Origin of the sequence: Glaciecola punicea ACAM 611, from assembly GCF_000252165.1 — a bacterium.
GTDB classification, from domain to species: Bacteria; Pseudomonadota; Gammaproteobacteria; order Enterobacterales; family Alteromonadaceae; genus Glaciecola; species Glaciecola punicea.
In genome coordinates this window covers 125,170-149,212 of the sequence record NZ_BAET01000006.1, presented here as the reverse complement: position 1 = coordinate 149,212, position 24,043 = coordinate 125,170, and the positions used below count along the sequence as shown (strand labels likewise).

28 protein-coding genes and 1 other RNA gene are annotated in these 24,043 nt (G+C 43.0%); 12 read left to right on the top strand and 17 right to left on the bottom strand.

The window, feature by feature from the left end; all coding sequences use genetic code 11:
• The 11 genes from GPUN_RS02315 to GPUN_RS02265 all read right to left on the bottom strand — a co-directional run bounded on the left by GPUN_RS02315 (position 1) and on the right by GPUN_RS02265 (position 8,154).
• The gene (locus GPUN_RS02315) at positions 1-273 is read right to left on the bottom strand and encodes an HPr family phosphocarrier protein (RefSeq protein WP_006003028.1); all 273 of its coding nucleotides are present in this window, start codon (positions 271-273) and stop codon (positions 1-3) included.
• Positions 274-299: 26 nt separating this feature from the next.
• Positions 300-1,214 (bottom strand): RNase adapter RapZ, encoded by a 915-nt coding sequence (gene rapZ / locus GPUN_RS02310; RefSeq protein WP_006003026.1) that lies wholly within the window; start codon positions 1,212-1,214, stop codon positions 300-302.
• A 31-nt stretch (positions 1,215-1,245) separates the two neighbouring features.
• Positions 1,246-1,689 carry a PTS IIA-like nitrogen regulatory protein PtsN gene (gene ptsN / locus GPUN_RS02305; RefSeq protein ID WP_040520029.1) on the bottom strand — a complete coding sequence of 148 codons (444 nt, stop codon included), beginning with the start codon at positions 1,687-1,689 and terminating at the stop codon, positions 1,246-1,248.
• Positions 1,690-1,696: 7 nt separating this feature from the next.
• A complete protein-coding gene (gene hpf / locus GPUN_RS02300) occupies positions 1,697-1,984 on the bottom strand; it encodes a ribosome hibernation promoting factor (protein ID WP_006003024.1) in 288 nt (95 codons plus the stop codon).
• Positions 1,985-2,009: 25 nt separating this feature from the next.
• On the bottom strand, positions 2,010-3,539 hold the full coding sequence (locus tag GPUN_RS02295; protein WP_006003023.1) for an RNA polymerase factor sigma-54: 1,530 nt from the start codon (positions 3,537-3,539) through the stop codon (positions 2,010-2,012).
• A 149-nt stretch (positions 3,540-3,688) separates the two neighbouring features.
• Positions 3,689-4,417, bottom strand: coding sequence for an LPS export ABC transporter ATP-binding protein (lptB, locus tag GPUN_RS02290; RefSeq protein ID WP_006003022.1), 729 nt, complete (start codon positions 4,415-4,417; stop codon positions 3,689-3,691).
• The gene (gene lptA, locus GPUN_RS02285) at positions 4,414-5,076 is read right to left on the bottom strand and encodes a lipopolysaccharide transport periplasmic protein LptA (protein ID WP_081483882.1); all 663 of its coding nucleotides are present in this window, start codon (positions 5,074-5,076) and stop codon (positions 4,414-4,416) included. Before lptA ends, lptB begins: the two co-directional genes overlap by 4 nt.
• Positions 5,030-5,590, bottom strand: coding sequence for an LPS export ABC transporter periplasmic protein LptC (lptC, locus tag GPUN_RS02280; protein ID WP_006003020.1), 561 nt, complete (start codon positions 5,588-5,590; stop codon positions 5,030-5,032). Before lptC ends, lptA begins: the two co-directional genes overlap by 47 nt.
• Complete coding sequence (kdsC, locus tag GPUN_RS02275) at positions 5,587-6,177, bottom strand: 3-deoxy-manno-octulosonate-8-phosphatase KdsC (RefSeq protein WP_006003019.1); 591 nt, start codon at positions 6,175-6,177, stop codon at positions 5,587-5,589. The genes lptC and kdsC overlap by 4 nt, the downstream gene beginning before the upstream one ends.
• Complete coding sequence (locus GPUN_RS02270) at positions 6,177-7,139, bottom strand: KpsF/GutQ family sugar-phosphate isomerase (protein ID WP_006003018.1); 963 nt, start codon at positions 7,137-7,139, stop codon at positions 6,177-6,179. Before GPUN_RS02270 ends, kdsC begins: the two co-directional genes overlap by 1 nt.
• Before the next feature lie 58 nt (positions 7,140-7,197).
• Positions 7,198-8,154: a calcium/sodium antiporter gene (locus tag GPUN_RS02265; RefSeq protein ID WP_040520026.1), complete on the bottom strand. Its 957-nt coding sequence runs from the start codon at positions 8,152-8,154 to the stop codon at positions 7,198-7,200.
• Between the two features lie 387 nt (positions 8,155-8,541).
• Here GPUN_RS02265 and GPUN_RS02260 point away from each other — a divergent pair, with 387 nt between their 5' ends.
• From GPUN_RS02260 to murA, 7 genes are read left to right on the top strand one after another with little or no spacing between them, the layout of a single operon-like run.
• A complete protein-coding gene (locus GPUN_RS02260) occupies positions 8,542-9,345 on the top strand; it encodes an ATP-binding cassette domain-containing protein (protein ID WP_006003015.1) in 804 nt (267 codons plus the stop codon).
• Entirely contained in the window at positions 9,342-10,127 is a 786-nt protein-coding gene (gene mlaE, locus GPUN_RS02255; RefSeq protein ID WP_006003013.1) for a lipid asymmetry maintenance ABC transporter permease subunit MlaE, read from the top strand. The genes GPUN_RS02260 and mlaE overlap by 4 nt, the downstream gene beginning before the upstream one ends.
• Before the next feature lie 12 nt (positions 10,128-10,139).
• Positions 10,140-10,664 (top strand): outer membrane lipid asymmetry maintenance protein MlaD, encoded by a 525-nt coding sequence (mlaD, locus tag GPUN_RS02250; protein ID WP_006003011.1) that lies wholly within the window; start codon positions 10,140-10,142, stop codon positions 10,662-10,664.
• Positions 10,665-11,438, top strand: a complete 774-nt coding sequence (locus GPUN_RS02245; protein WP_006003008.1) for an MlaC/ttg2D family ABC transporter substrate-binding protein — start codon at positions 10,665-10,667, stop codon at positions 11,436-11,438.
• Between the two features lie 2 nt (positions 11,439-11,440).
• Positions 11,441-11,755, top strand: a complete 315-nt coding sequence (locus GPUN_RS02240) for an STAS domain-containing protein (protein WP_006003007.1) — start codon at positions 11,441-11,443, stop codon at positions 11,753-11,755.
• 53 nt (positions 11,756-11,808) lie between these two features.
• Positions 11,809-12,057 carry a BolA family protein gene (locus GPUN_RS02235; protein WP_006003005.1) on the top strand — a complete coding sequence of 83 codons (249 nt, stop codon included), beginning with the start codon at positions 11,809-11,811 and terminating at the stop codon, positions 12,055-12,057.
• Positions 12,058-12,066: 9 nt separating this feature from the next.
• Entirely contained in the window at positions 12,067-13,332 is a 1,266-nt protein-coding gene (murA, locus tag GPUN_RS02230) for a UDP-N-acetylglucosamine 1-carboxyvinyltransferase (protein ID WP_006003003.1), read from the top strand.
• 71 nt (positions 13,333-13,403) lie between these two features.
• Here murA and GPUN_RS02225 read toward each other — a convergent pair whose 3' ends face one another.
• The 3 genes from GPUN_RS02225 to GPUN_RS02215 form a co-directional block, all read right to left on the bottom strand.
• Positions 13,404-14,486, bottom strand: a complete 1,083-nt coding sequence (locus tag GPUN_RS02225; RefSeq protein WP_006003001.1) for a trypsin-like peptidase domain-containing protein — start codon at positions 14,484-14,486, stop codon at positions 13,404-13,406.
• 213 nt (positions 14,487-14,699) lie between these two features.
• Positions 14,700-16,058, bottom strand: a complete 1,359-nt coding sequence (locus GPUN_RS02220) for a DegQ family serine endoprotease (protein ID WP_006002999.1) — start codon at positions 16,056-16,058, stop codon at positions 14,700-14,702.
• Between the two features lie 86 nt (positions 16,059-16,144).
• Complete coding sequence (locus GPUN_RS02215) at positions 16,145-16,603, bottom strand: ZapG family protein (RefSeq protein WP_006002997.1); 459 nt, start codon at positions 16,601-16,603, stop codon at positions 16,145-16,147.
• A 201-nt stretch (positions 16,604-16,804) separates the two neighbouring features.
• Here GPUN_RS02215 and zapE point away from each other — a divergent pair, with 201 nt between their 5' ends.
• The 3 genes from zapE (at position 16,805) to rnpB (ending at position 19,295) form a co-directional block, all read left to right on the top strand.
• Positions 16,805-17,902 (top strand): cell division protein ZapE, encoded by a 1,098-nt coding sequence (gene zapE, locus GPUN_RS02210; RefSeq protein ID WP_006002992.1) that lies wholly within the window; start codon positions 16,805-16,807, stop codon positions 17,900-17,902.
• Positions 17,903-18,111: 209 nt separating this feature from the next.
• A complete protein-coding gene (locus tag GPUN_RS02205) occupies positions 18,112-18,828 on the top strand; it encodes a YebC/PmpR family DNA-binding transcriptional regulator (protein WP_006002991.1) in 717 nt (238 codons plus the stop codon).
• 78 nt (positions 18,829-18,906) lie between these two features.
• An RNA gene (rnpB, locus tag GPUN_RS13585) (RNase P RNA component class A) lies at positions 18,907-19,295 on the top strand.
• 83 nt (positions 19,296-19,378) lie between these two features.
• Here the strand turns inward: rnpB and GPUN_RS02200 are convergent.
• Both GPUN_RS02200 and GPUN_RS02195 read right to left on the bottom strand, forming a co-directional pair.
• Complete coding sequence (locus GPUN_RS02200) at positions 19,379-20,026, bottom strand: response regulator (RefSeq protein ID WP_006002990.1); 648 nt, start codon at positions 20,024-20,026, stop codon at positions 19,379-19,381.
• A complete protein-coding gene (locus tag GPUN_RS02195; RefSeq protein ID WP_006002989.1) occupies positions 20,019-21,179 on the bottom strand; it encodes a sensor histidine kinase in 1,161 nt (386 codons plus the stop codon). Before GPUN_RS02195 ends, GPUN_RS02200 begins: the two co-directional genes overlap by 8 nt.
• Positions 21,180-21,340: 161 nt before the next feature.
• Between GPUN_RS02195 and GPUN_RS02190 the strand changes: the two genes are divergently transcribed.
• The gene (locus GPUN_RS02190) at positions 21,341-22,084 is read left to right on the top strand and encodes a hypothetical protein (RefSeq protein ID WP_141567192.1); all 744 of its coding nucleotides are present in this window, start codon (positions 21,341-21,343) and stop codon (positions 22,082-22,084) included.
• Between the two features lie 133 nt (positions 22,085-22,217).
• Here GPUN_RS02190 and rdgC read toward each other — a convergent pair whose 3' ends face one another.
• Positions 22,218-23,123, bottom strand: a complete 906-nt coding sequence (gene rdgC, locus GPUN_RS02185) for a recombination-associated protein RdgC (RefSeq protein WP_006002987.1) — start codon at positions 23,121-23,123, stop codon at positions 22,218-22,220.
• Positions 23,124-23,350: 227 nt separating this feature from the next.
• On the opposite strand from rdgC, the gene phoB reads away from it, so the two are divergent.
• On the top strand, positions 23,351-24,040 hold the full coding sequence (phoB, locus tag GPUN_RS02180) for a phosphate regulon transcriptional regulator PhoB (RefSeq protein WP_006002986.1): 690 nt from the start codon (positions 23,351-23,353) through the stop codon (positions 24,038-24,040).
• Positions 24,041-24,043 lie beyond the last annotated feature (3 nt).

Below are 24,043 nucleotides of genomic sequence, written 5' to 3'. Positions count from 1 at the left end.
TTATTCACCTTCGTCAAATTTATTTGCGATAAGATTCTCGATGCTTTGCATCGCAAGTTCTGCGTCATTGCCATTGCATATCAGTGTGACTTGTTTACCCTGACTGCTTTGCAACATTAACAGAGCCAAAACACTATTAGCTGGCGCTTGCTCTGTTCCTTGCTCTAACACAATATCACAGTCGTAGCTATTCGCTAGTTGTACAAGCTTTGTTGCTGCTCTTGCGTGCAAACCTAGCTTGTTCACTATAGTCAGCGTTTTTTTTAGCTTCATCGTAATTTTGCTCGCCAAGGTTACATTTATGACTCGTTTTGCACGTTTATGTTTGGCTCTACACTACTACTTGAAGTGGGTTTGCGTAGCGGCTTTGATATGCCAATTTCACGGTGTTTAACCTGTACGTCACCGTGACTACTTTTAAACGCTTCTGCTAAGGATTGCGCAACATAAACTGACCGGTGTTGCCCGCCAGTGCAGCCAATGGCTATTGTGACGTAGGAGCGGTTGTTACGCTCCAAATGCGGCAGCCAAGTTGTGATGAGATTCTGAACTTGCCAAATAACTTTCATCACCAAAGGCTGACCCGATAAGAATAACTCAACGGGACCATCTAAGCCATTCATTGGGCGTAAATCAGGATCCCAGTGGGGGTTGGGTAAAAACCGCACATCAAACACATAATCTGCGTCTTTAGGGATGCCATATTTAAAGCCAAAAGATTCAAATACAATCACCAGATCAGAGCTTTTTTTACCCAGTACCCTTTCACGAATAAGTTCGGCTAAATCGTGCACCGTAAGTTTGTCAGTATTTATATGCAGATCGGCTCTTTCGGCCACGGGCACTAGTATTGCGCGTTCTTCGTCTATGGCATCTACAAGTGAGTTACTGCGCTTGAAAAGAGGGTGCAGGCGACGCGTTTCGCTATAGCGTTTTAATAGGACATCGTCGCTGGCATCCAGGAAGATTATCGTGATTTCCCAAAATTCGGGTAAATATTCTAGCAATTCGTTAATTTCGTTTTCAGATTTTGGCATATTACGTACGTCTATGCTAACCGCTACTAATTCGTGCTGCTCTACAATTGTATGGGTCAAGGTAGGCAGCAGCGACACTGGAATATTATCGACACAATAATAGCCAAGGTCTTCTAATGAGCGAAGTGCAATGGACTTGCCTGAACCTGAACGCCCACTAATAATGAGAAGTTTCATATGTTGCCCTTTAGGAATTGCGTTTAAGCACTTATATAAGCGCGGCTACTAATTCGTTTTTGGTGGTCGCTTTCCTGATTGTTTTTACGGTGTCTTTATTACTGAGTTTTTTGGCAATGCCTGATAAAGCTTGCAGGTGCTTATCAGTTTGCTCTTCGGGTACAAGTATTGTAAAGAAAATATCAACGGGTTTACTGTCAATAGCATCAAAATCGATTGGCTGATTAGTGGTTATGATGACCGCAATCATATTGTTTAAGCCCTTAATTTTACCATGTGGTATGGCAATGCCGTGACCTATGCCGGTGCTGCCCATTTTTTCGCGGGCTAGCAAGCTAGCTAATACTTCAATTTGGTCTAATTCAGGAGATTGCGCAACGGCCATTTCGGAAATTATTTCGAAAATCCGTTTTTTACTGTTGCACTGAACCGCGCATTGAGTGCGGTCCAGTGAAATTATGTCGTTAATTATCATGAGTGGCTTAGTGACGTTTGAGTTTTTCTTTATGTTTTATAACCTGTCGGTCAAGCTTATCAATAAGACCGTCTATTGCAGCATACATATCTGTATGCTGTGAGTTTGCAAAAACTTCACCTCCTTGTAAATGCAAAGTTGCTTCTGCTTTTTGTTTGAGTTTTTCAATGTTAAGGATAACGTGCACGTTGCTGATGTGGTCGAAGTGGCGCTCTAATTTTTCAAACTTTGTGTTGACATAGTTACGTAGCGATTCTGTTATTTCGACGTGATGACCGGTCAGGTTTATTTGCATAATTTTAATCCTCTAATGTTTAGCCTTAGACAAGGCTCTTACGTTGATTCGAAGGCGGAATGTGTAACGATTCTCGGTATTTTGCAATTGTCCGCCTAGCAACATTAATGCCTTGATCGGCGAGCATCTGCGCAATCTTACTATCACTTAAGGGTTTATGAGCAGGCTCCACGGCAACCAACTTTTTAATAAAAGCACGGATGGCGGTAGAAGAGCAATTCTCACCAGAATCTGTGGATACGTGCGACGAGAAAAAATATTTCAGTTCAAAAATACCACGAGGCGTATGCATATATTTCTGCGTGGTCACGCGCGAAATCGTTGATTCATGCATGTCTACCATTTCAGCAACATCATTTAGTACCATGGGCTGCATCTTCTCTGGACCTTGCTCGAAAAACTCTCGCTGCTTAGCAACAATACAATGAGAGACTTTTAGCAAGGTTTCATTGCGGCTCTCTAAGCTTTTAATAAACCATTTTGCTTCTTGTAAATGAGACTTTATATATTGCGAATCGTTCGGATTTTTCGTCGATTTCGATAGCTTTGCGTAAGTTTCATTCACAGTAAGCGCGGGCAAGGCCTCGTTATTTAGTTCAACAGTCCACACACCTTTCTTTTTGTACACGTTTACGTCGGGTACAATGTACTCTGGTTCAACCGTTGATATGCAACTGCCAGGGCGTGGGTTCAGTGTTTTTAATAAGCGCATTACCTCACGCAGTTGGTCCTCTTTAAGGCGTGTCTTACGCATTAAGGTTCGATAATCTTTGCTTGCCAGTAAATCGGAGTGCTCTTCAATTATATTGCGCGCTTGATTTAACCACGGGGTGTCATCACTAAATTGTAGCAGTTGCACTAGCAAGCACTCTTTAACTGAACGTGAACCTGAGCCAACAGGGTCAAACATCTGAATGCGTTTGAGCACACACTCAACTTCGTCTAAATCTATATCTTCGTTGTCTAAGCTGTCTAATATTTCATCACTGCTAACGGTCAAGTAACCCGACTCATCAATTGAGTCGATAATTGCAATGGCGATAGATATGTCGTTGTCACTGAAGTGGGTAAGCTCTACCTGCCACATTAAATGGCCTTGGATTGATTCGGTGGTTTCGCCTTGAAAAACATAGTCGTCGTCAGGATTTGACCCGGTCATGCGCGATGGTGCTGAGGTAGACCCTAAATATTCCTCCCACGAGTGATCAAGCGGTAGGTCATCTGGAAGATTTCTATTTTCAAGCGCATCGTGAGTGTCCATGGTGTCGGGTACGTCAGTATCGCCGTTTGCCATGCCGGTATCGTTGTTGTTAGTCGCCTCAGCACTAATCGACGCTTGTTCTTTGTCGGTGCGAGAGTCAAGCGTTTGGTTGTCGTCAAGTGAGGCGTTGTCTTGGTCATGCTCAGCCATTTCGAGCAAGGGGTTTGATTCAAGTGCTTCTTGGATTTCTTGTTGTAGGTCAAGCGTTGACAACTGCAGTAGTTTAATCGCTTGCTGTAGTTGAGGCGTCATTGTGAGCTGCTGACTAAACTTAAGCTGTAACGAAGGTTTCATTAACGTCCTTCCACTAATTTAATGCGATGTATGTGCATAGACGACTTTAATATCTCCGATATAAGAAACGCGGTTTCCACTAATATTTTTAGGTAACTGCAATTATTATTAACAACGCCCTGCCTGCATAGTAGCGTTTTACGGGGCCTTTACAAGGAGAATTGCTCGCCTAAATAAACATCTTTTACTGTCTGATTAGCAAGTACTTCTTGCGAAGTGCCCGCCGCTATTAACTCGCCGTGACTTACAATATAGGCTTTCTCACATACGTCTAAGGTGTCTTTTACGTTGTGGTCGGTGATTAATACCCCGATACCACGTTCTTTAAGCTGGTAAATAATTTTTTTAATATCATTAACCGATATTGGATCAACACCAGCAAAGGGCTCATCAAGCAAAATGAACTTTGGGTTTGCAGATAGGGCGCGAGCTATTTCGACGCGCCGCCTTTCGCCCCCTGACAGGCTCATTCCAAGGCTATTGCGTATATGGTTAATGTTAAAATCGTCAAGTAGTTCGTCGGCTATTTGTTCGCGCTGATCGTTCGATATATCCTTACGCGTTTGCAGTATTGCCATCAGATTCTCATAAACGGTGAGTTTTCGAAATATTGAGGCTTCTTGGGGCAAATATCCAATGCCTTGTCTAGCTCGCTCGTGCATGGGCTGAAAACTTAAGTCAACTTGATCTATAAAAATGCCGCCTTTGTCTAAGGGAACCAGACCTACTATCATATAGAAAGTGGTCGTTTTGCCTGCGCCATTAGGTCCTAATAAACCTACTATTTGGCCGGTAGAAACCTCGATACTGACGTCGCGGACTACTTGTCGGGATTTATACGACTTGGCTAAATTTTTGGCGTATAGGGTACTTCTCACGGTTGATCCTCGCGTTTTTTTTCTGCTTCATCCGCTTTTTCATCAGAAGAAAATGCGCCTGGGCTTAACACGGTAGTGACGGTAGCATCGCTGTTAGCGTCGGTCGACGCCATAATCTGTTGTTTAGCCATGTCAAATGCAATGGAGTCGCCGTTAACCTGAACATCTTTTTGTTTGATTGATGCATTACCTTTTAATAAAATAGTTTGAAACTCAACGTTGTATTGAATTTCATTTGCACTGGCAATCACAATCGAACCATCCTCTAGTTTTTGTTGGTAACTAGCTGGTTTACCCCTTGCAGTAATAATTTCTTTTCCTTTTCCTGCGGTCGCATCGGCGATGACTTGATCCGCTAAAATTTCGAGGCTACCTTGCTTAATAACAACGCTGTCCTTAAAAATAGAAGTCATCTTTTTACCGTCCAAAGATTGCTCTCTTGAACTTGCCGTTACCGGTAATAAAAAATCGTTCTCAATATTGCTGCCTTCACTGCCCAACGTCGCTATTTCGGCTGCATCGGGCAGTTGGTCTAGGTCTGGTGTTTGCGTACCATTCGCCGAAAAACCAAAGCTTAGAAGCATACCTAACAATGCAAATGCCAAAATTTGTTTAGCGCACTGGATTAAATTCGGTTTGTACATGTTCTTTAAACTCATATTGTTGTGTCGTTAAATTGCCAAAGATACCTATGCTTTTAAGCTCAAAATTAAGGCCGCTTATAGTAACTTTTTGATCTGAGCTCAAGGTTTTGTCTACTATATTAATTTCAATATATTCAGTTCTTATTTCCTTAATATACTCTTGAGATCGTAAATTCACAATCTTGACATTATTCTCTAATTGAATTCTGTTGTTGCTGTAAATCGTGCCTTCGCCTGCTGTTACCTGCCATGGCTGTCCGTCGTCTAAATATAGTGTATAGACAGGGTTTTGGAACACCGCGAAACCGAGTGCCTCGTAGTGGTCCATTTTTGTAGCGGCAACCTGATGGCTTAGTCTTCCTTCCTTATCAAATGATTTACTATTTAAGTTTACAGCTTGGTAGTTAGGAATAAGCTCAAGATTACTATCATCTGTTGTTAGCTGCTCTTCTTCTTCGAATAAAATGGGTACATACAGCACCAGTACTATGGTAAAAACTAGTGCTATGCTCCAGCTGATACGATTCATATACTAGCACCATGTATGGTGCTAAGTAGGTTGTTTGCTTGTAAAAAAAGGTCACAGACTTCACGCACTGCACCTTTGCCGCCACCGAGTGTGGTGATGTGATTGGCTTGTTTTTTCACTAAAGGGTGCGCGTCTTGCACAGCTATTTTAATCGCACTTAAAGTAAACATGCCTATATCAGGCATGTCATCGCCTACGCTGGCAACTTGATGGCTTTGATAGTCGCTTAACTGCATAAGTTCAGTCAATGCTGCGTACTTATCTTCACGCCCTTGCAGTAAGTAATGGACATTCAAGGAGCGCATTCGTTGCTCAACAATGGCCGATTTTCTGCCGGTAATAATGCCCACGCTAATGCCACATTTTGCCAGTGCTTTTACACCGTAACCGTCTTTAGTGTTGAAAGCTTTAAATTCTTCATTGTTGTTACCTAGGTAAATTTGACCGTCACTAAAGACACCGTCTACATCAAACACGACCAACTTCACTTGTTTACATTGCTCAAAGAAATCATTTGATACGGTTTGATATAAGGTTTGTGTATTGGACTTCACATCGGAGTTTATATCGGGGTGTATATTGGGCATCAGACAACTCCTGCTTTTAACAGCATGTACATACTAAGTGCGCCGGTGGGCTGCTTTTCATCGTTCAACACAAACAAGGCGTTAATGCGATTATTTTGCATTAAGTTCACCGCATCTACCGCCAGTAAACTGGCTGATGTACTGACACCGCCAATAGTCATTACCTTGCTTACCGATGTTTCATGAATGTCGATGCGCTTATCTAAAGCCCTGCGTAAATCACCGTCGCTGAATATTCCTACCAAGATGTTGTTTTCATCGACAATTGCAGTCACGCCTAAACCTTTGGATGAAATGTCTAATAAAGCCTGCTTGACAGTGGCAGTTACTGGTGTGGTGGGCACGGCGTAACCGTTTACCATAACATCGGCAACGGTAAGTAATAAACGCTTGCCTAAAGCACCGCCTGGATGAGAAAAGGCGAAATCTTGTGCGGTAAAGCCTTTTGCCTCCAGCAAGGAAATCGCTAATGCATCACCTAGCACCAAGGTAGAGGTAGTGCTAGTCGTGGGCGCCAAGCCTAAGGAGCAAGCTTCTGTTTGTACGCCAAGGGCTAGCACTACGTCGGCAAACTTGGCTAAACTGCTGTCGCCATTATTGGTAATAGCAATTATAGGTACTTGAATGCGTTTGATAGAAGGTAGTAGTCCCACTAGTTCATGGGTTTCGCCCGAATTTGATATTGCAATCACTACATCATCTTTGCCCAGCATACCAAAGTCGCCGTGGTTAGCCTCACCTGGATGCATAAAAAAAGACGGGGTGCCAGTGCTTGCAAAAGTGGCCGCCATTTTGTTGCCAATATGCCCAGATTTTCCCATGCCCGACACCACCACTTTACCTTTGCACTGCATTAAAATATCGCAGGCAAGGGTGAAATTTTCATCGAGGCTTTCTTTCAAATGCGAAAGCGCCTCAATTTGATTGTTAAACGTACGGTGCGCAGATTGTAAGTAAGTCATATATTAGCCACTATGCAGTTGTAGTGTTAAATGATATACCTCTATTCACATAAATATTTCATGCAAAAAGAATGTATTGATAGCCGATAAAAATCACAAGAAAAGTGGCAGCTTCAAAGCGGTTTATTCGCCGAGAGCCGCGCAAATTAAAGCAAAAAACGAATAAAAGAATAGACAAGCCTAGCATTACCAGCGAATCTCGGTTAGCAACACTTTCATCTATTACCCCCGGTGCGATTAGCCCAGGCATGGCGAGCACGGCCAGTAAGTTGAAAATGTTGGAGCCAATAATGTTCCCCAGAGCAAGGTCGTCTTCGCCTTTTAGTACGCTTGCTACGCATGCAGCAAGTTCGGGTAAACTTGTTCCTATAGCGATGATAGTGAGTCCTATTACTAAATCGCTTATGCCGAAGTGTTTAGCAATAACCACCGCTGAATCGACTAAAAAGTGAGCGCTTGTAGGCAGTAAGATTAGCCCTACCGCTACCCAAAATATAGCGGTGCTCATGGCTACGTCACTCGGTACATCGGTTCCTGCTTCGGCCACTAATGGGTCGTTTTTTTCTACAGTAAAAGAAAGAACTGCCATCCCTGCAATGACTAATACAAAAAGCGTAATTAACACAATACCTTCAATCCTAGACAATTCACTGTCGGCAAGAAAATAAACACCAATTAAAGTGATCACAAGCATGATGGGCAACTCGCGTTTTAGTGTGGTAGACGACACTACTAGTGGCTTGATAAGTGCCGTTATGCCAAGCACCAACGCGATGTTGGTAATATTTGAGCCGATTGAATTGCCCACTGCAGTATTGGTGTTGCCTGCGAAAGACGCGGTTGCAGCGACCATAATTTCAGGCGCAGAAGAACCCATTGCTACAATAGTTAGGCCAATCATCATAGGGGCGACGCCTATGTTTTTAGCAAGGGCGGAGGCGCCGTAAACAAACCGGTCGGCGCTCCAACTAAGGACTAAAAGCCCTAGAACGAATATCACGAAATTAACAATCACTGCTGAATTCTTCTTTTATTAATGTGTAGAGTAGCTTACGTAAAGTGTAGCGATTTCAGGCTAGAAAATCACAAAAAAATAGAAATAAATATGCTATATCGATAATATATACGTTTTGTTACGTATTTCACACGCTAACAAGCTTGAAAAGCGGTAAACTAACCCAACATCTTCGGGGTCTGCATTTTTATAGGCAGTTGTAATTGTTCAAAAACGCCTAATTCACCTCGACCAGCTAAGCCTAATAAGGTGTTCTATTAAGCTGGCGCAATGTGCTTTGAAATTAACATATTCGTGCATGTATGTATGAACTATTCTTAATGATAACAGCCAAAGTAAAAGCGTAAAATAAAGATTAGAAAACAATGGAGTTTTAAAAAAGTTCGGATGTCTGAAAATATAGTTTCAATTACCGATATGCAGTTCTATCGGGGCGAACGCGAAATTTACAAAGACATTTCTTTGTCGGTTGAGCGTGGTAAAATTACGGCCATTATGGGGCCCAGTGGGATTGGTAAAACGACTTTATTGAAGCTCATTGGTGGGCAGTTAACCCCAAATCGCGGCAGTATAATCTTTCAAGGCGACGACGTGCATAAAGTCTCACGCAATCGTTTGTATGAAATGCGCCGAAAAATGAGCATGCTGTTTCAAAGTGGTGCCTTATTCACCAATATGTCGGTTTTTGACAATGTAGCCTACCCACTTCGCGAACACACTAAACTCGACGAGTCTATTATAGAAACGCTTGTTAAGCTTAAATTAGAAGCGGTAGGTTTGCGTGGTGCGGCGCAATTGCTGCCTAATGAATTATCGGGCGGAATGGCAAGGCGAGCTGCCTTAGCGCGTGCAATTGCGCTTGATCCAGAACTCATAATGTATGACGAACCCTTCGCTGGACAAGATCCCATTTCAATGGGCGTGCTAGTCAAACTAATAAAAGCCTTGAATAAAGCATTAGATCTTACTTCCATCGTGGTTACGCACGATGTGAAAGAAGTATTGGGTATTGCTGATTATGCCTATATTATGGCGAATAAAACGATTATAGGTGCAGGTACGCCTGAGCAAATAAAAAACTCTGATTCACCTTTAGTTCAACAGTTTTTGCGAGGGGACGCCGATGGCCCTGTGCCATTTCATTTTCCTGCTAGCCCCGTTGAAGCCGACTTGGTAGGAGACTCAGCGTGAATTTTTTAGTTAATTATTTTTCAGGGTTAGGTAAGTCAACGCTTAATCGTGTTAACGGGGTTGGTGCCGCGTCTATCATGCTTTATGGCGCCTTGTTTGCTTTTCCGCAATGGAAGAATATACGCCTAACCATTTCCCAAATTTACATTGTTGGCGTGCAGTCCTTGCTTATTGTTATGGTGTCAGGATTGTTTATCGGCATGGTAATGGCGCTGCAGGGTTATACGATACTTGTTAACTATGGCGCTGAGGGAAGCTTAGGCCCCATGGTTGCGCTGTCAATCTTAAGGGAGCTTGGGCCTGTGGTTACGGCACTTTTATTCGCGGGTAGAGCGGGTTCAGCGCTAACCGCCGAAATTGGATTGATGAAAGCAACAGAACAACTCAGTTCGCTAGAGATGATGGCAATTGATCCGCTTCGTCGCGTGGTATCGCCGCGCTTTTGGGCGGGAATTATTAGTTTACCTATGCTAACGCTTATATTCTCAGCGATTGGTATTTTAGGCGGCCATTTAGTAGGGGTTGACTGGCTTGGTGTTGACGCTGGTAGTTATTGGTCAATCATGCAGGCAACCGTGGAATGGGATAAAGATGTGGTAAACGGCATAATAAAAAGTGCAGTTTTTGCCTTGGTTATTGTGTGGATTGCGCTTTATAAAGGATATTCTTGCATCCCAACCTCCGAAGGTATTAGTCAGGCTACCACGCAAACCGTTGTGTATTCGTCACTCGCAATACTTGGATTAGATTTTATATTAACCGCTTTAATGTTCGGCATTTAGCTAGGATTATCAATGACCACAAGAAAAACAGAAACTTTAGTAGGCTTGTTTGTTGCACTTGCTATTGCAGCGACAATGTTATTGGCTTTAAGGGTTGTCAACCAAGGAATGGCCGGCAACAGTGAGACCTTCACTGTCAAGGCCCGTTTTGACAATATTGGCGGCTTAAAACCACGCTCTTCAGTTAAAGTGGGCGGTGTTGTGGTTGGCCGCGTCGAGCGCATTTATTTGCACAAAACGGATTTGGTGCCTATTGTTGAACTACAAATATCAACCGAGTATGCCAACACTTTCCCTGACACGAGCAGCTTGTCTATTCTAACATCGGGGCTTTTAGGCGAGCAATTTATTGGCTTGTTACCGGGTTTCATTTTTCCAGAAGACTTGGCCAGAATAGAAGAGGACAAGGTGTGTGAAACTACTAGCTTAAATAATTGTCCATATTTGACAGAAGGTGAAGAAGTTTTCGATACTAAGTCTGCACTCATACTTGAAGATCTAATTGGCCAGATACTGTTTAAACAAGGAAGCGAATAATTGAAAACTCTTACTAATGCGACAATTGCTTTGCGCTCTCTTACTTTGTTATCGGCGCTTGTGATGTTTACCACCTCTGGTGCTGTTGTTGCTAACACTTCTTTAGCTAATCCGGTGAATCCATCGGCTCAGTTAGTATCTGTAGAAAAGATTATGGTGGCGCAAGACGACCCTTATCTAATGATAGAGCACGCTGGATCAAATACATTCGCACGCATAAAACGAGAGCAAGAACAGATTAAGCAAGATCCTGAAAACCTGCGTACTATTATGGAAGAAGAATTGATGCCATATATAGACCACCGCTTTTCTGCATTTAAAGTGCTTGGCAAATATGCTCGGCAAGTTGAAAAGAAAGAGTTATTTGAGTTTGTGTCGGTTTTTCGCGAGTACCTAATAACTACCTACGCTGTTGCAATGGGCTACTATGACGATCAGGCGGTTGAATTTGATCCCCCCAGAGATTTCGGTGATCGCGGTGATGTTACGGTACGCGCCGTGATTAAAGACGATGATCGTCCCGACATAAAAGTTGCGTTTAAGGTACGAAAAGATCCTAGAAGCGGCAACTGGCAAGCATATGACATGATTGCTGAGGGCATAAGTCTTTTGTCTAGTAAACAGTCTGAGTTTGAAAGTATATTGCGCAAAGAGGGGATCACGAAAGTTATTGAGCTTATGCGCGAAAATATTAGACGACCTATCGTGTTGAACAATGGTGAAGCGAAAACTGAAGAAAAAGCATCTTTGAACGAGGGTGAAAAAACAGAGTGAAAATGACACTGAGTTTACCCTCTACTAACAACGATACTGCCTGTTTATTGATAAGCGGAGAGTTAGACCAAACAGTCCTCGTGCACGACTATTGGTCAACCCTTGCCGATAAGGACAAGCAGGAACTTGTGGGTGAAGGCAATCTGAAAATAGATTTAGCGCAAGTAGCGCGCGCAGACACAGCGGGACTAGCATGGCTAATTAATGTGGTAAAAGACGCAAAAGTAAACAAAGTAAATGTGAGCTTTGCAAACGTTCCTGATAAACTCCTTAATCTTGCGCAATTGAGTGGCGCTAACACAATCTTAACGCGATAGAATCCTTTTAAATATCTGAGTGTTATCGTTTACAATATTAATTTAGGAAGATTATGACTAACGAAGAAATTGCGCAAATGCTAACAAGCGTTTTGAGCTTACAAGAAGTGAAGGTGAAGAGTGAAGGCACTCACTTTCAAATTATTGCGATTGACGATCGGTTTGAAGACATGAGTCGTGTTAAAAGGCAGCAGTTTGTATATGCCCCTTTATCCGAGCTTATTTCACAGGGCACCATTCACGCAGTCTCCATAAAAACATTCGGTACCGCTCAGTGGCAGCGCGAAAAGTTATTTAATTAGGATTTCACCGTGGATAAACTAATAATTAAAAAAAGTCCTCCTTTACATGGCACTGTCACCATATCGGGGGCAAAAAACGCAGCGCTCCCGGTACTTATATCTAGTTTGCTTGCCAACAGTGCTTGTACCTTTACTAATGTGCCCAACCTTCGCGACATTACGACCACTATTTTATTGCTCAGAGATTTTGGCGCTAAAGTAAATCAAATAAGCGCAAACTCGCTTGAAATTGATGCCAGTGAACTTGACAGTGTCACCGCGTCTTATGAGCTAGTGCGCACCATGCGTGCTTCGATTCTGGTACTAGGTCCACTGCTTGCTAAGTATGGTAGAGCAAATGTATCGCTGCCTGGTGGCTGCGCTATTGGGGCTCGTCCCGTGAATCTTCATCTTAGCGGTCTTGAAAAAATGGGTGCTAAGGTCGACGTTGAAGAGGGGTATGTAAGAGCTTCTGTTAATGGCAGGTTGCAAGGCGCGCGAATTTTTATGGATATGGTAAGCGTAGGTGCCACGGAAAACTTAATGATGGCAGCATCTCTTGCCCAAGGCCAAACGATACTTGAAAACGCAGCACGAGAGCCTGAAATTGTCGATTTGGCTAATTGTATTAATGCCATGGGTGGAAAAGTGCGCGGCGCCGGTACGGATAAGGTTATTATCGACGGTGTCGAAACGCTGAACGGATGCACATACGATATTTTGCCTGACCGCATCGAAACAGGTACTTTCTTAGTTGCAGCGGCGGTAACGAGAGGTTCTATTCGCTGCGAAAAAGCAGCGCCTGCTACACTCGATGCCGTGCTTAGCAAACTAGAACAAGCCGGTGCGGTAATTAAAACTGGGCCTGACTGGATAAGCCTAGACATGAAAGGTAAAGCGCCGAAAGCGGTCAGTCTTAAAACGATGCCTCACCCAGGTTTTCCCACTGACATGCAAGCCCAATTTGTAACCTTAAACGCAGTCGCAGTTGGTAATGGTGTTATTACTGAGACAATTTTTGAAAACCGCTTCATGCATGTGCCTGAATTGCACAGAATGGGCGCACAAATTGAGTTAGAAGGTAATAATGCAGTCACTCAAGGCTCTTCTAAACTTAAGGGCGCACAAGTAATGGCAACTGATTTACGTGCGTCAGCAAGTTTAATTATTGCGGGTTTAGTAGCTGAGGGTGAAACTATTGTTGATAGAATTTATCATCTTGATAGAGGCTACGAGGCAATTGAAGCCAAATTAGGCGGACTAGGCGCGCATATAGAGCGTGTGAGCGTTAAATAAGCATACCGATTGTGAAGATCTTATAATGCTCAAGCGTAAAACTAGCAGTAGCCGTCTTGACGTTTAGGCTCTCAGCTGTTGAACACCATGTCGGGATTTAACTCACCCACCGTAACGGTCATGGTAATAAGCTCGTCATTGCGACTCACAACAAGTTCTAGCTGAGCCCCAGGGCGAGTGCCTGCGATTAGGTCTAAGGTTTTTGACAAATCAATTGTGTCTTCCCCATTCACTGACAACAACAAGTCATTCACCCGTAAACCCGCTTCTGCGGCTGGGCCATTAGGCACTACGCTTTCGACCAAAATCCCACGGTTGTCATATCCGTTACCACTAAAACCTAACTGTCCTCTGCGTACTCTACCATTATCAATAATTTCGTCCATTACGCGCTTGGCTAATGGGTAGGGCAGCGCAAAGTTAACACCGTTCACATCCTGTACCCTGCGGCGACTGTCGAGTGTTTTGAAATTAGCATTGGTAATGCCGACTAAGAATCCATTTGAATCGATAAGCGCACCGCCTGAATTACCGGGGTTAAGCACAGCGTCGGTTTGTATGCGGTCAAAGTAATTAGCAAGGCCATTGCGACCTAAGCGACTCACAATGCCAGAGGTGACTGTTTGGCCCAAATCTAGAGGGTTGCCGATGGCCATAACAACATCGCCTACACGTAAGTTGGGCTCTTCTACTTGGGGTATTACCGGTAAATTTTGTTCAAATATTCGCAATACAGCTAAATCGGTAATCTCGTCAAAACCGACTAACTGAGCGGGTAAAAAACGTCCGTCTTGAATGCTTACATAAATACTATCAGCGTTTCTGATCACGTGATAACACGTTAATAAGTAGCCGTCTTCACGCATTATGACGCCCGAGCCTAAATTTGTTCTTTCTATCGGGCGGCTTCTAAATAATCGGTTTGAATTCTCTAGACTAACGCTATATATGTTAACAACGGCAGGGGCGCTGATGGCGAGTGCGTCGTAATAGCTTAAACGTTGCGGGACGTTGCGCTCTTGATTTAACCAGTTTAATTTTAAACCTTCCCCTTGCCGAAACTCAGGAAAAAGAAACAGTAGTAAAGCGGCGACTACCACACCAAGAATGATAGGTTTTAGTAACGCTAGCAAAAACCGAGGGAACAAAGACATAGCATTTACAATCCAAAAACGGTGACAATCACCTGCTCAACTGGCCAAATTATAGCAAATTCATGTGTTTAAGCATAGTCTTTACACTTGTCCGTTTTCTAAACTGCTTGTAAAGGCTTAATAAGTAGCGTGTTTTCAGGTGGAAATAAAAAAGGCATATCAGTATTGATGGACTTTTACACGCACAAATTTAAGTCGACTAGACGTAGTATCTTAGCGTATCACAATGTACAAATTACTATTACCGCGCTTAACATTCAGTGCTATTACATCTTTTTTATCTGCGATCCGCTCTGTCAGCTCGCTAATATTATCGACCCGGTTACGGTTGACGCCTACAATAATATCGTCTTCACGTAAGCCTATTCCCGCTGCGGGCGAACTCTCAGCTACTTCATCTATAATGACTGCGTCTTTACCGTCGCTGTCTTTACCATTGCTTAAAGTTGCACCTTCTAGTGCTGGGTGTACCTCTTTAGCTTCAGCTAGAGCGGCGGCAGCGGCGTCTAGTACCACGTCTACTTTCTGCGTTTTACCAGCGCGAATGACTGTCAGCTCTACTTCTGCACCAGCACCTAAGCTGGCTATTTTTGCCCGTAGTTCGTTAAAGCCTGATAGGCTGTTGCCATTAATTTCGGAGATGATGTCACCTGCTTGTAAGCCTGCTTTTTCCGCGGCAGTGCCAGGCGCTACTTCGTTAACAAACGCACCAATATTTACTTGAGAATTGAATGCTTCGGCTAAACCTGCATCAACATCGCGACCAACAATACCCAGCAGGCCTCGTCTTACTTCTCCAAACTCAATTATTTGATCAACCAGGCTTTGCATCATATTGCTAGGAATGGCAAATCCTATGCCAACGTTACCACCGTTTGGACCAAAAATAGCGGTGTTTATGCCAACTAACTCGCCGCGTAAATTAACTAAAGCGCCGCCGGAGTTACCTCTGTTAATTGCAGCATCGGTTTGAATGAAGTCTTCGTAACCACCAATGTTCAAGCCTGAGCGACCTAAAGCACTCACAATGCCAGAGGTTACCGTTTGGCTAAGACCAAAAGGGTTGCCTATAGCAACGACAAAATCACCCACGCGAAGGTTGTTTGAGTCTGCAACTTTAAGCTCGTTTAAGCGCTCCGCGTCTATTTGCAGCAGCGCGATATCGCTTTGCTCATCAGCGCCTAATTTAGTCGCGACTAGCTCACGCCCATCGGTGAGTTTCACTAAAATTTCATCCGCGTTGTCTACCACATGATTATTAGTCACAATGTAGCCTTTGCTTGCATCAATAATTACCCCCGAGCCTAACCCTCGGAAAGGTCGCTCTTGTGCTTGATTATTAGGTGCGCCAAAGAAATACCTAAACATTTCGGGAACTTGCTGCCTGGTTGGCTGGGTGCCTTTAACTGCTATACTGACTATGGCTGGTGTTGTACCTTCTAGCATGGGCGCCAAAGAAGGTAGTTCATCTTTAGAAAAAAATGGAATGCCTGCTAAAGCAGTTGCGGAAGTTGCAGCAACAAAAGCTGCAGTCAGAAGTACAAAAGCAGCTTGGCGGATAGCTTGTTTCATGTATGAATATGCTCCTAAATTTAAATACCTTGGATTTTACTACCTAGTACAGACCCTAATTTAGGGGCATTAGTTCACATCTCAAGCTAATTGGATGATTTCTCCCCCTTCTTAGCTGTTTGCGTTGCAGGTGACCCCACAAATACCCCTGAACCACTGTTGGCAAAATCCCTAGGCTGATTTTTACTTGACTCAGTCACTGTAATTTTATTTGGCTTACCTTCTGTATTACGTAAGAACATAGCGGTGTGTTCACCGAAAAATGTGCTTTTTGAAAAATCATCGTTATTAATAGTTAACGATTGCTCATATTCCTTTACGCTAGCCAGTAAACGATTAAGTTCAGACTCAAGCGTTTGAATAGAAACACGACTAGCTTCTAAGTGATTTCTGGCCTGCTGAGTAAGCATCGTTTTCAACTCAGATTCAGTCGACTGAGAAGCAGAACTTTTAGCTTTAGAAAGTGAATTAGCCCATAGCCAAGCAACTGTAAAACCCACAACTAAGCCAACAGCAATGCCAATAAATAATGCGAGAAGGTCCATGTAAAATTCCAAAAATAAAAATATTTGTTAGATCTTTTACTATAGTGGCGCGAGTTGCAAGCGCTATTTATGCTTATTTACGTAAATTTATGGGTGTGCTCAAACTTAATCTTCGTCAATGCTTTGCACACAGCTATTCAAATAAGCACTAGCCTTGTATAATTAGGGAAGAATGGATTATGCTAACAAAAAGGCGCATGAATGACCCCTTGGGAAAAGTACCAAGACGACTTATCTTTTATAAATTTTCAGTATGACGAAACACAAGAAAATGCAGTTAAAGAACTGCAGCGACTATATGATGAGCTTACTCAACTTAAAAAGAAACGGAAATGGCGTGTTACCTTAAAAGCGACCTTTGGCCGCAGTATGACAAAGCCGACTATTCAAGGCATCTATTTCTGGGGTGGTGTGGGGCGTGGAAAAACGTATTTAGTTGACACTTTCTACGAATGCTTACCTTTTGACAATAAAATGCGGGTACATTTTCATCGCTTTATGCAAAGAGTGCATCAAGAGTTAACACGCTTAGACAAGCAGCAAGATCCTCTTAAGATCATTGCTAAAAAGCTAGCGAATGAAACACGTATAATTTGTTTTGACGAATTTTTTGTATCCGATATTACCGACGCAATGATTTTAGGTACTTTGATTCAAGAACTTTTTTCTCACGGGATAGTACTGGTAGCAACTTCTAATATTGAACCTTCAGGTTTGTATAAAAACGGCCTGCAGCGTGCACGTTTTTTACCCGCTATTGATTTAATTAAACAACATACAAGAGTGGTTAATGTAGATAGCGGCAATGATTATCGTATGCGAACGTTAGAGCAGGCTGAAATTTATCATTTTCCCTTGGATAAACAGGCACAAGCAAACCTCAACGATTATTTCGAGCAGCTAAGCGCCGATAAGTATGATGTTAACGTAGCGATAGACATTGAAGGGCGCAAAATACCGGCGATGAAAAAGGCCGAGGGCGTTATTATGTTTGAATTTATGGCACTATGTGATGGTCCCAGAAGCCAAACTGATTACATTAGTATCAGTCGACAATATAAAACAGTGCTGTTAGCCAATGTGATGCAAATGGATGAGACTAACGACGACATCGCACGTCGCTTCATTGCTATGGTAGATGAATTCTATGATCGCAAAGTGAAGCTAATTATATCAGCTGAAGTCGATATGCAAGAATTGTATAAAAATGGCCGTTTAAGCTTCGAATTTCAGCGTTGCCTAAGTCGTTTGCAAGAGATGCAGTCACGCGAATATTTATCGCAGGCTCATTTGTTTTAGGCCTGCGTTAAGCTAATGTGCGCTGAGGCTGACAGTCTAAAAACCGTATCGAAAACTCAATTGCATTTATAGTCAGTAACCGTAATTTGCGCATAAATTAACTACACTACCTTTAACATTATATAATATTATCGTGATAGCTTTTCTATCAAAGCTATTAAAAGCATCATAAAAACATCATAAAAACATAAAACAGCGAAGAATTATTTATGGGAAGAAAATTTGAAGTAAGAAAATTGTCTATGGCGAAAACCCAAGGGGCAAAAACAAAAGTTTATTCGAAATATGGGAAAGAAATTTATGTTGTCGCCAAAAGTGGCGGCCCCGATCCAGACGCAAATCTGTCACTTCGCAGGCTTATAGAAAGAGCTAAAAAAGACCAAGTTCCAGGCCATGTCATTGATAAAGCAATTGAAAAAGCCGTTGGTGGAGCAGGTGAAGACTTTGTGCCTGCGCGCTATGAAGGTTTCGGTCCAGGTGGTTGTATGGTAATAGTAGACTGTTTAACCGACAACGCAAACCGCACCATTACCGACGTGCGTAACTGCTTCACTAAAACCGACAGTAAGTTAGGCGCTCAAAATTCATCTGCGTTTATGTTCGACCATCTCGCCATATTTGGATTTGACGGTGACGACGATGAGGTCATTCTAGAAGCGCTCATGGAAGCCGATGTAGATGTGACCGACGTAGAGGTAGATGACGGAAAAGTGACTGTGTTTGTGCCTGATACTGAATTTTTTAAAGCCAAGACGTCACTCTTTGAAAGTTTTCCAGATATTGAGTTTGATGTTGAGGAAATCTCGTGGGTTCCGCAAGATACAAAAGATATTAGCGAAAAAGACATGCCTATGTTTGAAAAGTTTATGGATATGCTGAACGACTGCGATGACGTGCAAAATGTGTATCACAACGCGAATGTGTGACATCAAGGTGTCGAGTAAGCTCTATAAAAGTAGCAATTTATATATATCCTATTCGACACATAGTTTATACTCTCGCCCAGAGTTGGCCAGACAATCGCTGCGAGTAGCCGGTAATGAAAATTATTGACTATTAGGGGAGGAAAGTCCGGGCTCCACAGGGCAGGGTGCCAGATAACGTCTGGGCGGCGCGAGCCGACGACAAGTGCAGCAGAGAGAAGACCGCCTGCACCGCGTAAGTGGCTCAGGTAAGGGTGAAAGGGTGCGGTAAGAGCGCACCGCATTGCTGGCAACAGTATATGGCGAGGTAAACTCCACTCGGAGCAAGACCAAATAGGTTCCCTTATGGCGCGGCCCGCGTTGGGAACGGGTAGGTTGCTTGAGCTATTAAGCGATTAATAGCCTAGACGAATGATTGTCATTCTTTGAAAGAAGTCTACAGAACCCGGCTTATGCGGCCAACTCTACTTTTACAAATGTTATGATGTTATTAAACAGTAGGGAGATTATTAGGTCCTACATAAACAATCGTAAACTCTGCTTAAAGTGACGTTTAAATCACCCCTAACTCAATTGCCTTTAGTACCGCCCGCGTGCGATCTCTAACCCCAAGCTTGCTTAATATGCTCGACACCTGATTTTTTATGGTGCCTTGTGATTTACATAAACTATCGGCCATTTCTTTGTTCGAGCAACCCGCTGCCATTAGCCTCAAAATTTCGGTTTCTCTTTTGCTCAAAGGTTCAGGCAGCTTGGCAGATTCAAATTCACCTTTTATGCCTTGTAAACCAGCAATAAGACGTTCAGTGATAGCCGGTTGTATTAAGGTGTCACCGTTGTGCACGGTTTCAATGCTCAGCACTAAGGTTTCAAGCGACACATCTTTAAGCAAGTAGCCTTTGGCGCCCGATTTGATAGCCTGCATAAGTGATTCGTGATCATCAAAGGTGGTCAACATAATGACGGGAGTCTTAATCTGTTTTTCGCGCATGGCAATTAGCGCTTCAATACCGTTTAATTTTGGCATTCTTATATCCATAAGCACTACGTCGACTAGCGCGCTGTTGTGGTCTAAAAATGCCAAGGCGGCGACGCCATTTTCAGCCTCTCCCACTACGTTTATGAAAGGTGAAAGTCCTAACAGACTTTTTATACCATGGCGAACGAGGGTTTGGTCGTCTACTAATAATACCCTAATCATATTGACTCATGGGAATGAGTAATTGAGTGTAAAATTTACCTGCTTGTACTTTAAAGTCTACTTTGCCTTTTAATGCTGCGAGCCTTTCTCTAATACCGCGTAAACCGTTGCCTTCATAAATACTGTTAGGCATTTTGCCGTCGTTGCTAATGTCTAATTGAATCTGTTTATATTGATTAACTGAATCATTTGTTAATTCAGAATAAGCGAGTTTAATAGAAATGCTGTCACCATGCGCATGTTTGAGTGTGTTAGTAATGCTTTCTTGTACCGTTTTTATAATAGCGTCTGCAATTTGAATATCGTCAATTTGAATGTTCTGATCAATATGTAAATTCATCGACAGTTTGGGTAGTTTTTCCAGCATGCTGCGAATGCTGGTCTCTAAATCAAGCTTACCTTTATCGCGAATATCACTTACCGCTTCACGCACGTCGCTAAGCAATAGCCGCGCTAGTTGGTGGCATTGCTCTATTGAATTTTTTACGTCGCCTTCGGATTTTCGTGATGCTACCTGCAGATTAATCGTTAACGCGGTTAGGTGGTGTCCTAATAAATCGTGGATATTGCGCGCAATACGCATGCGTTCACCTTGCTTTACCGCTTCATTTAATAAAGACTGAGTGGCTTTGAGCTCTCTGGTGGTCAGTTCGGCCTGCAGACGAGCCTCGCGCTCTCGCAGCCCGGTGTCTACCATTACTAGTGCAAATATGTTGAATGTCCAAAATAGCAGAGTATTAACGATTACCGTACTTTGTCCCCAATAAAATGTGAATACGAAAAACAGGGGCAGGGCTAATATAGGCGATATCAAAATGGCTTGTCGAAAGGTCATAAAATAGCGCGTTACAGCGCTAAAAATTACCATAAAAATAGCGATGAAGAACACGGGAATAACGAAATAAATGCCTATTATTAAAAAATAGAGGGTGATGGCTAAGGTGCTTCTTTGAAAAAATGGCTTTTGGGGCTCGTGCTCACTCGCTACGCGGATATAAATGGCAAAGTAGATAATGCATAGCACCAATGCAAACGTAATATGAAATAGGCTAAACTTTTGCGATGTCCACATAATCCAAAGACTAAAGCTGGTAACAACCAGCCAAGTCACTGTCGCTGAAATTCTTTCCGCAGACATTTTTAAAATTTCCATAGGTTACTCTTCACATCGAATTTTCTGTAGCTTATCACCTTAGCGCCTGTGTGCAGTATAGGCCAAAAGTCATGATTTATAATATGACAAACGACACTTATTTAGTCATGCGCTATTCATTATGCTGTGTAACATCAAATCTAACTACACGAGAGACACGCATGTTACACATTCATTCAACGCTTTTCTTTTTACACATAGTAGTTGGCACCGCCGCCTTAATCTTATTTTGGGTGCCACTGTTGACTAAAAAAGGTCAGCTTAAACACAAGAAATTTGGTCGCGCTTATCGCAATGTAATGTATTGCGTTGCTGCCACGGGCGCCGTTATGGCGGTCATGGTTATTGCCATGCCCTTGGCTGTAAAGCCGCAGTTAGCCAATGCACCCAATGCGGCGATAGTAATAGAGAACGTGCGTTATTTCTGGTTGTTTTTACTGTATTTAGCCTTGCTAAGCTATACCACCACGCGCCATGGCGATGCGGTACTTAAAGCCGCTAACAATCGCAGTCTATTGCGCAAGGTAAGCTATGTAAGTCCCTTGGCTATGTTGGCACTGGGCGGGCTTGTATTTATAGCAATAGGCATTGTGCGCGAGCAGACCTTGCATTTGCTGTTCGGTATCTTAGGATCATGCGCGGGCATAAGTATGCTGCGCTACGTGCTATGCAACAACATTAGGCCTGGCGGCTACTTGCTTGAGCATATTGGCAGCATGATAGGCTCGGGTATTGGCGCATATACTGCATTTGCGGCTTTCGGCGGCCGACATCTTTTATCTGGCATTGGCGAGTATCAAATTATTTTCTGGATAGCGCCGGCTGTGTTGGGTAGCTTGCTGTCAGCACATTTAACGAAAAAATATAAAAAAGTATATCGTGTGGGAGAAATAGCGGAGGCGTAGAAAACAGAAAAAAGGCTCGCTTGATTAGGCGAGCCTTTCTCAACTTTCTGATGCTTCGTGTATAGCGCAAAGAAAGTTGAATGAAGGTAAGTTGGTTGTCTCAAATAACGTTGCTTAATATCAAACCGCTTGGCTAAATAGCGTCCCCTTCGCTAAGCGAAAAGACAGTATCTAACTCGGCAATAAACGCCTTCACTTCACTGCTAAACAACATAAAGTCTGCGTCAATTTTCAATGCTACGTTTTCTTTTTCAATATCTTCGTTTTGCTCAAGCACTATGTCAGTAAACTTCAAGCGCTTAACAGATAAGTCTTCGGCAATAATGCAGGTCAACTTTTCTTGAAAAGAAATCGCCAGCTTGTGTACCATTTTGCCCGCTTGCACATGATTAAGCACTTCTTGGGCGTCGAGATCTTGATTTTTACAGCGAATAGTTCCGCCGTCTTCCGCCGTTGACTGAAACTCTGCTTCATTGAGTATTTCAAAGCCAGCGGGGACGTCTTTTATCAACCAGTCGGTTAATACTTCTTGCTGCTGAGTTTTAGAAAAAGGCACTACGGGCAAACTGCCAATACACTTGCGTAAGCAAGACAAAACTGCTTCAGCGTTATTGTCAGAACTGGCGTCTACCACCACAATTTGTTGATCGATGGAAACAAACGCGTTAGTTACGCCAAATTTACTAAAAGCACGCGGTAAAAGACGCTGCGTAATTTCTTCTTTCAAATCTTTTTGCGCTTTTTTAGGCATAGGCGAGCCGGTTTCAGTTTCTACTTCACCGACTTTTTGTATTAGTTCACTATTAATCACGCTGGCAGGCAACAGCTTTTGCTCGCGCTTTAGACTGAATAAAAAGTCTTGATTGGCTTTGTGATATAAGTTTTCAGCTTTGGGAATGGGGCTAATCCAGCCTTTACTTTCTATGTCTTGTGAAGAGCAGGGGCGAAACGGCATGCTCTCAAGCATCGCTTGGAGTTGTTCTTCATCGAAGGCGAACTTACTGGTAAAACGATATACTTTTAAATTTTTAAACCACATACTCTTTTCACTTAGCCCTTTGATTTACAAAAATGGAGCAAGAGAGTAGCAACACCATGACGATGGGTCAAAGACTTGATCAAAATTTCTTGCTGTTGTCGCTTTGCAACACGTTGTACACTGTGAATATCATTCATTACTTGACATCTTTTGTGACTTGTTTCATAAAACTGTCACACATCACTCTAATACTATGGCTTAAATTTATGACGCGAGTGAAGAAAAAGATGTCCCGCACCATTTTAGTAGTTGAAGACGAGGCGCCAATTCGCGATATGCTTACTTTCGTATTAGAACAGGCTGGATTTACGGTGGTTGAAGCGCAAGATTACGACGTGGGTCTTGCCAAAATTAAAGAACCATACCCTGAACTGATTTTGTTAGACTGGATGCTGCCGGGTGGCAGTGGTATAAAGTTTGCAAAGCAGTTAAAACAACATGACGTCGCCAAAGATATTCCCATTATTATGCTAACCGCCCGCGGCGAAGAAGACGATAAGATTCGAGGGCTTGAAGCGGGCGCCGACGACTACGTCACCAAACCATTCTCGCCTAAAGAGCTAGTTGCCCGCATAAAAGCGGTGATGCGCCGAGTTACGCCCACTACTAAAGAAGAGCCTATAGAATTTAATGGCCTTGTGCTTGAGCCAGTGTCACACAGGGTGACTAGTTTTGATGAGGCGGTTGAAGTAGGGCCTACCGAGTATAAACTTTTGCACTTTTTTATGACTCACCCCGAACGAGTTTACAGTCGCGAGCAGTTGCTTGACAACGTGTGGGGCACTAATGTTTACGTAGAAGACCGCACGGTCGACGTACACATACGGCGTTTACGTAAAGCGATATCTGCTAATGGACACGACACCCTAATACAAACGGTTCGTGGTTCGGGCTACCGTTTTTCGGTTAAGAGTTGAGTT

What these genes read in the sequence shown, in the direction of transcription:
- GPUN_RS02200 (WP_006002990.1), bottom strand. Translation starts at nt 20,026, where the DNA reads ATGATTAGGGTATTATTAGTAGACGACCAAACCCTCGTTCGCCATGGT.
- rapZ (WP_006003026.1), bottom strand. Translation starts at nt 1,214, where the DNA reads ATGAAACTTCTCATTATTAGTGGGCGTTCAGGTTCAGGCAAGTCCATT.
- GPUN_RS02225 (WP_006003001.1), bottom strand. Translation starts at nt 14,486, where the DNA reads ATGTCTTTGTTCCCTCGGTTTTTGCTAGCGTTACTAAAACCTATCATT.
- GPUN_RS02315 (WP_006003028.1), bottom strand. Translation starts at nt 273, where the DNA reads ATGAAGCTAAAAAAAACGCTGACTATAGTGAACAAGCTAGGTTTGCAC.
- kdsC (WP_006003019.1), bottom strand. Translation starts at nt 6,177, where the DNA reads ATGCCCAATATACACCCCGATATAAACTCCGATGTGAAGTCCAATACA.
- ptsN (WP_040520029.1), bottom strand. Translation starts at nt 1,689, where the DNA reads ATGATAATTAACGACATAATTTCACTGGACCGCACTCAATGCGCGGTT.
- GPUN_RS02270 (WP_006003018.1), bottom strand. Translation starts at nt 7,139, where the DNA reads ATGACTTACTTACAATCTGCGCACCGTACGTTTAACAATCAAATTGAG.
- GPUN_RS02215 (WP_006002997.1), bottom strand. Translation starts at nt 16,603, where the DNA reads ATGGACCTTCTCGCATTATTTATTGGCATTGCTGTTGGCTTAGTTGTG.
- lptC (WP_006003020.1), bottom strand. Translation starts at nt 5,590, where the DNA reads ATGAATCGTATCAGCTGGAGCATAGCACTAGTTTTTACCATAGTACTG.
- GPUN_RS02190 (WP_141567192.1), top strand. Translation starts at nt 21,341, where the DNA reads ATGTTACACATTCATTCAACGCTTTTCTTTTTACACATAGTAGTTGGC.
- GPUN_RS02235 (WP_006003005.1), top strand. Translation starts at nt 11,809, where the DNA reads ATGACTAACGAAGAAATTGCGCAAATGCTAACAAGCGTTTTGAGCTTA.
- GPUN_RS02295 (WP_006003023.1), bottom strand. Translation starts at nt 3,539, where the DNA reads ATGAAACCTTCGTTACAGCTTAAGTTTAGTCAGCAGCTCACAATGACG.
- GPUN_RS02240 (WP_006003007.1), top strand. Translation starts at nt 11,441, where the DNA reads ATGACACTGAGTTTACCCTCTACTAACAACGATACTGCCTGTTTATTG.
- GPUN_RS02220 (WP_006002999.1), bottom strand. Translation starts at nt 16,058, where the DNA reads ATGAAACAAGCTATCCGCCAAGCTGCTTTTGTACTTCTGACTGCAGCT.
- rdgC (WP_006002987.1), bottom strand. Translation starts at nt 23,123, where the DNA reads ATGTGGTTTAAAAATTTAAAAGTATATCGTTTTACCAGTAAGTTCGCC.
- lptA (WP_081483882.1), bottom strand. Translation starts at nt 5,076, where the DNA reads ATGAGTTTAAAGAACATGTACAAACCGAATTTAATCCAGTGCGCTAAA.
- mlaD (WP_006003011.1), top strand. Translation starts at nt 10,140, where the DNA reads ATGACCACAAGAAAAACAGAAACTTTAGTAGGCTTGTTTGTTGCACTT.
- GPUN_RS02205 (WP_006002991.1), top strand. Translation starts at nt 18,112, where the DNA reads ATGGGAAGAAAATTTGAAGTAAGAAAATTGTCTATGGCGAAAACCCAA.
- phoB (WP_006002986.1), top strand. Translation starts at nt 23,351, where the DNA reads ATGTCCCGCACCATTTTAGTAGTTGAAGACGAGGCGCCAATTCGCGAT.
- GPUN_RS02195 (WP_006002989.1), bottom strand. Translation starts at nt 21,179, where the DNA reads ATGGAAATTTTAAAAATGTCTGCGGAAAGAATTTCAGCGACAGTGACT.
- GPUN_RS02260 (WP_006003015.1), top strand. Translation starts at nt 8,542, where the DNA reads ATGTCTGAAAATATAGTTTCAATTACCGATATGCAGTTCTATCGGGGC.
- hpf (WP_006003024.1), bottom strand. Translation starts at nt 1,984, where the DNA reads ATGCAAATAAACCTGACCGGTCATCACGTCGAAATAACAGAATCGCTA.
- zapE (WP_006002992.1), top strand. Translation starts at nt 16,805, where the DNA reads ATGACCCCTTGGGAAAAGTACCAAGACGACTTATCTTTTATAAATTTT.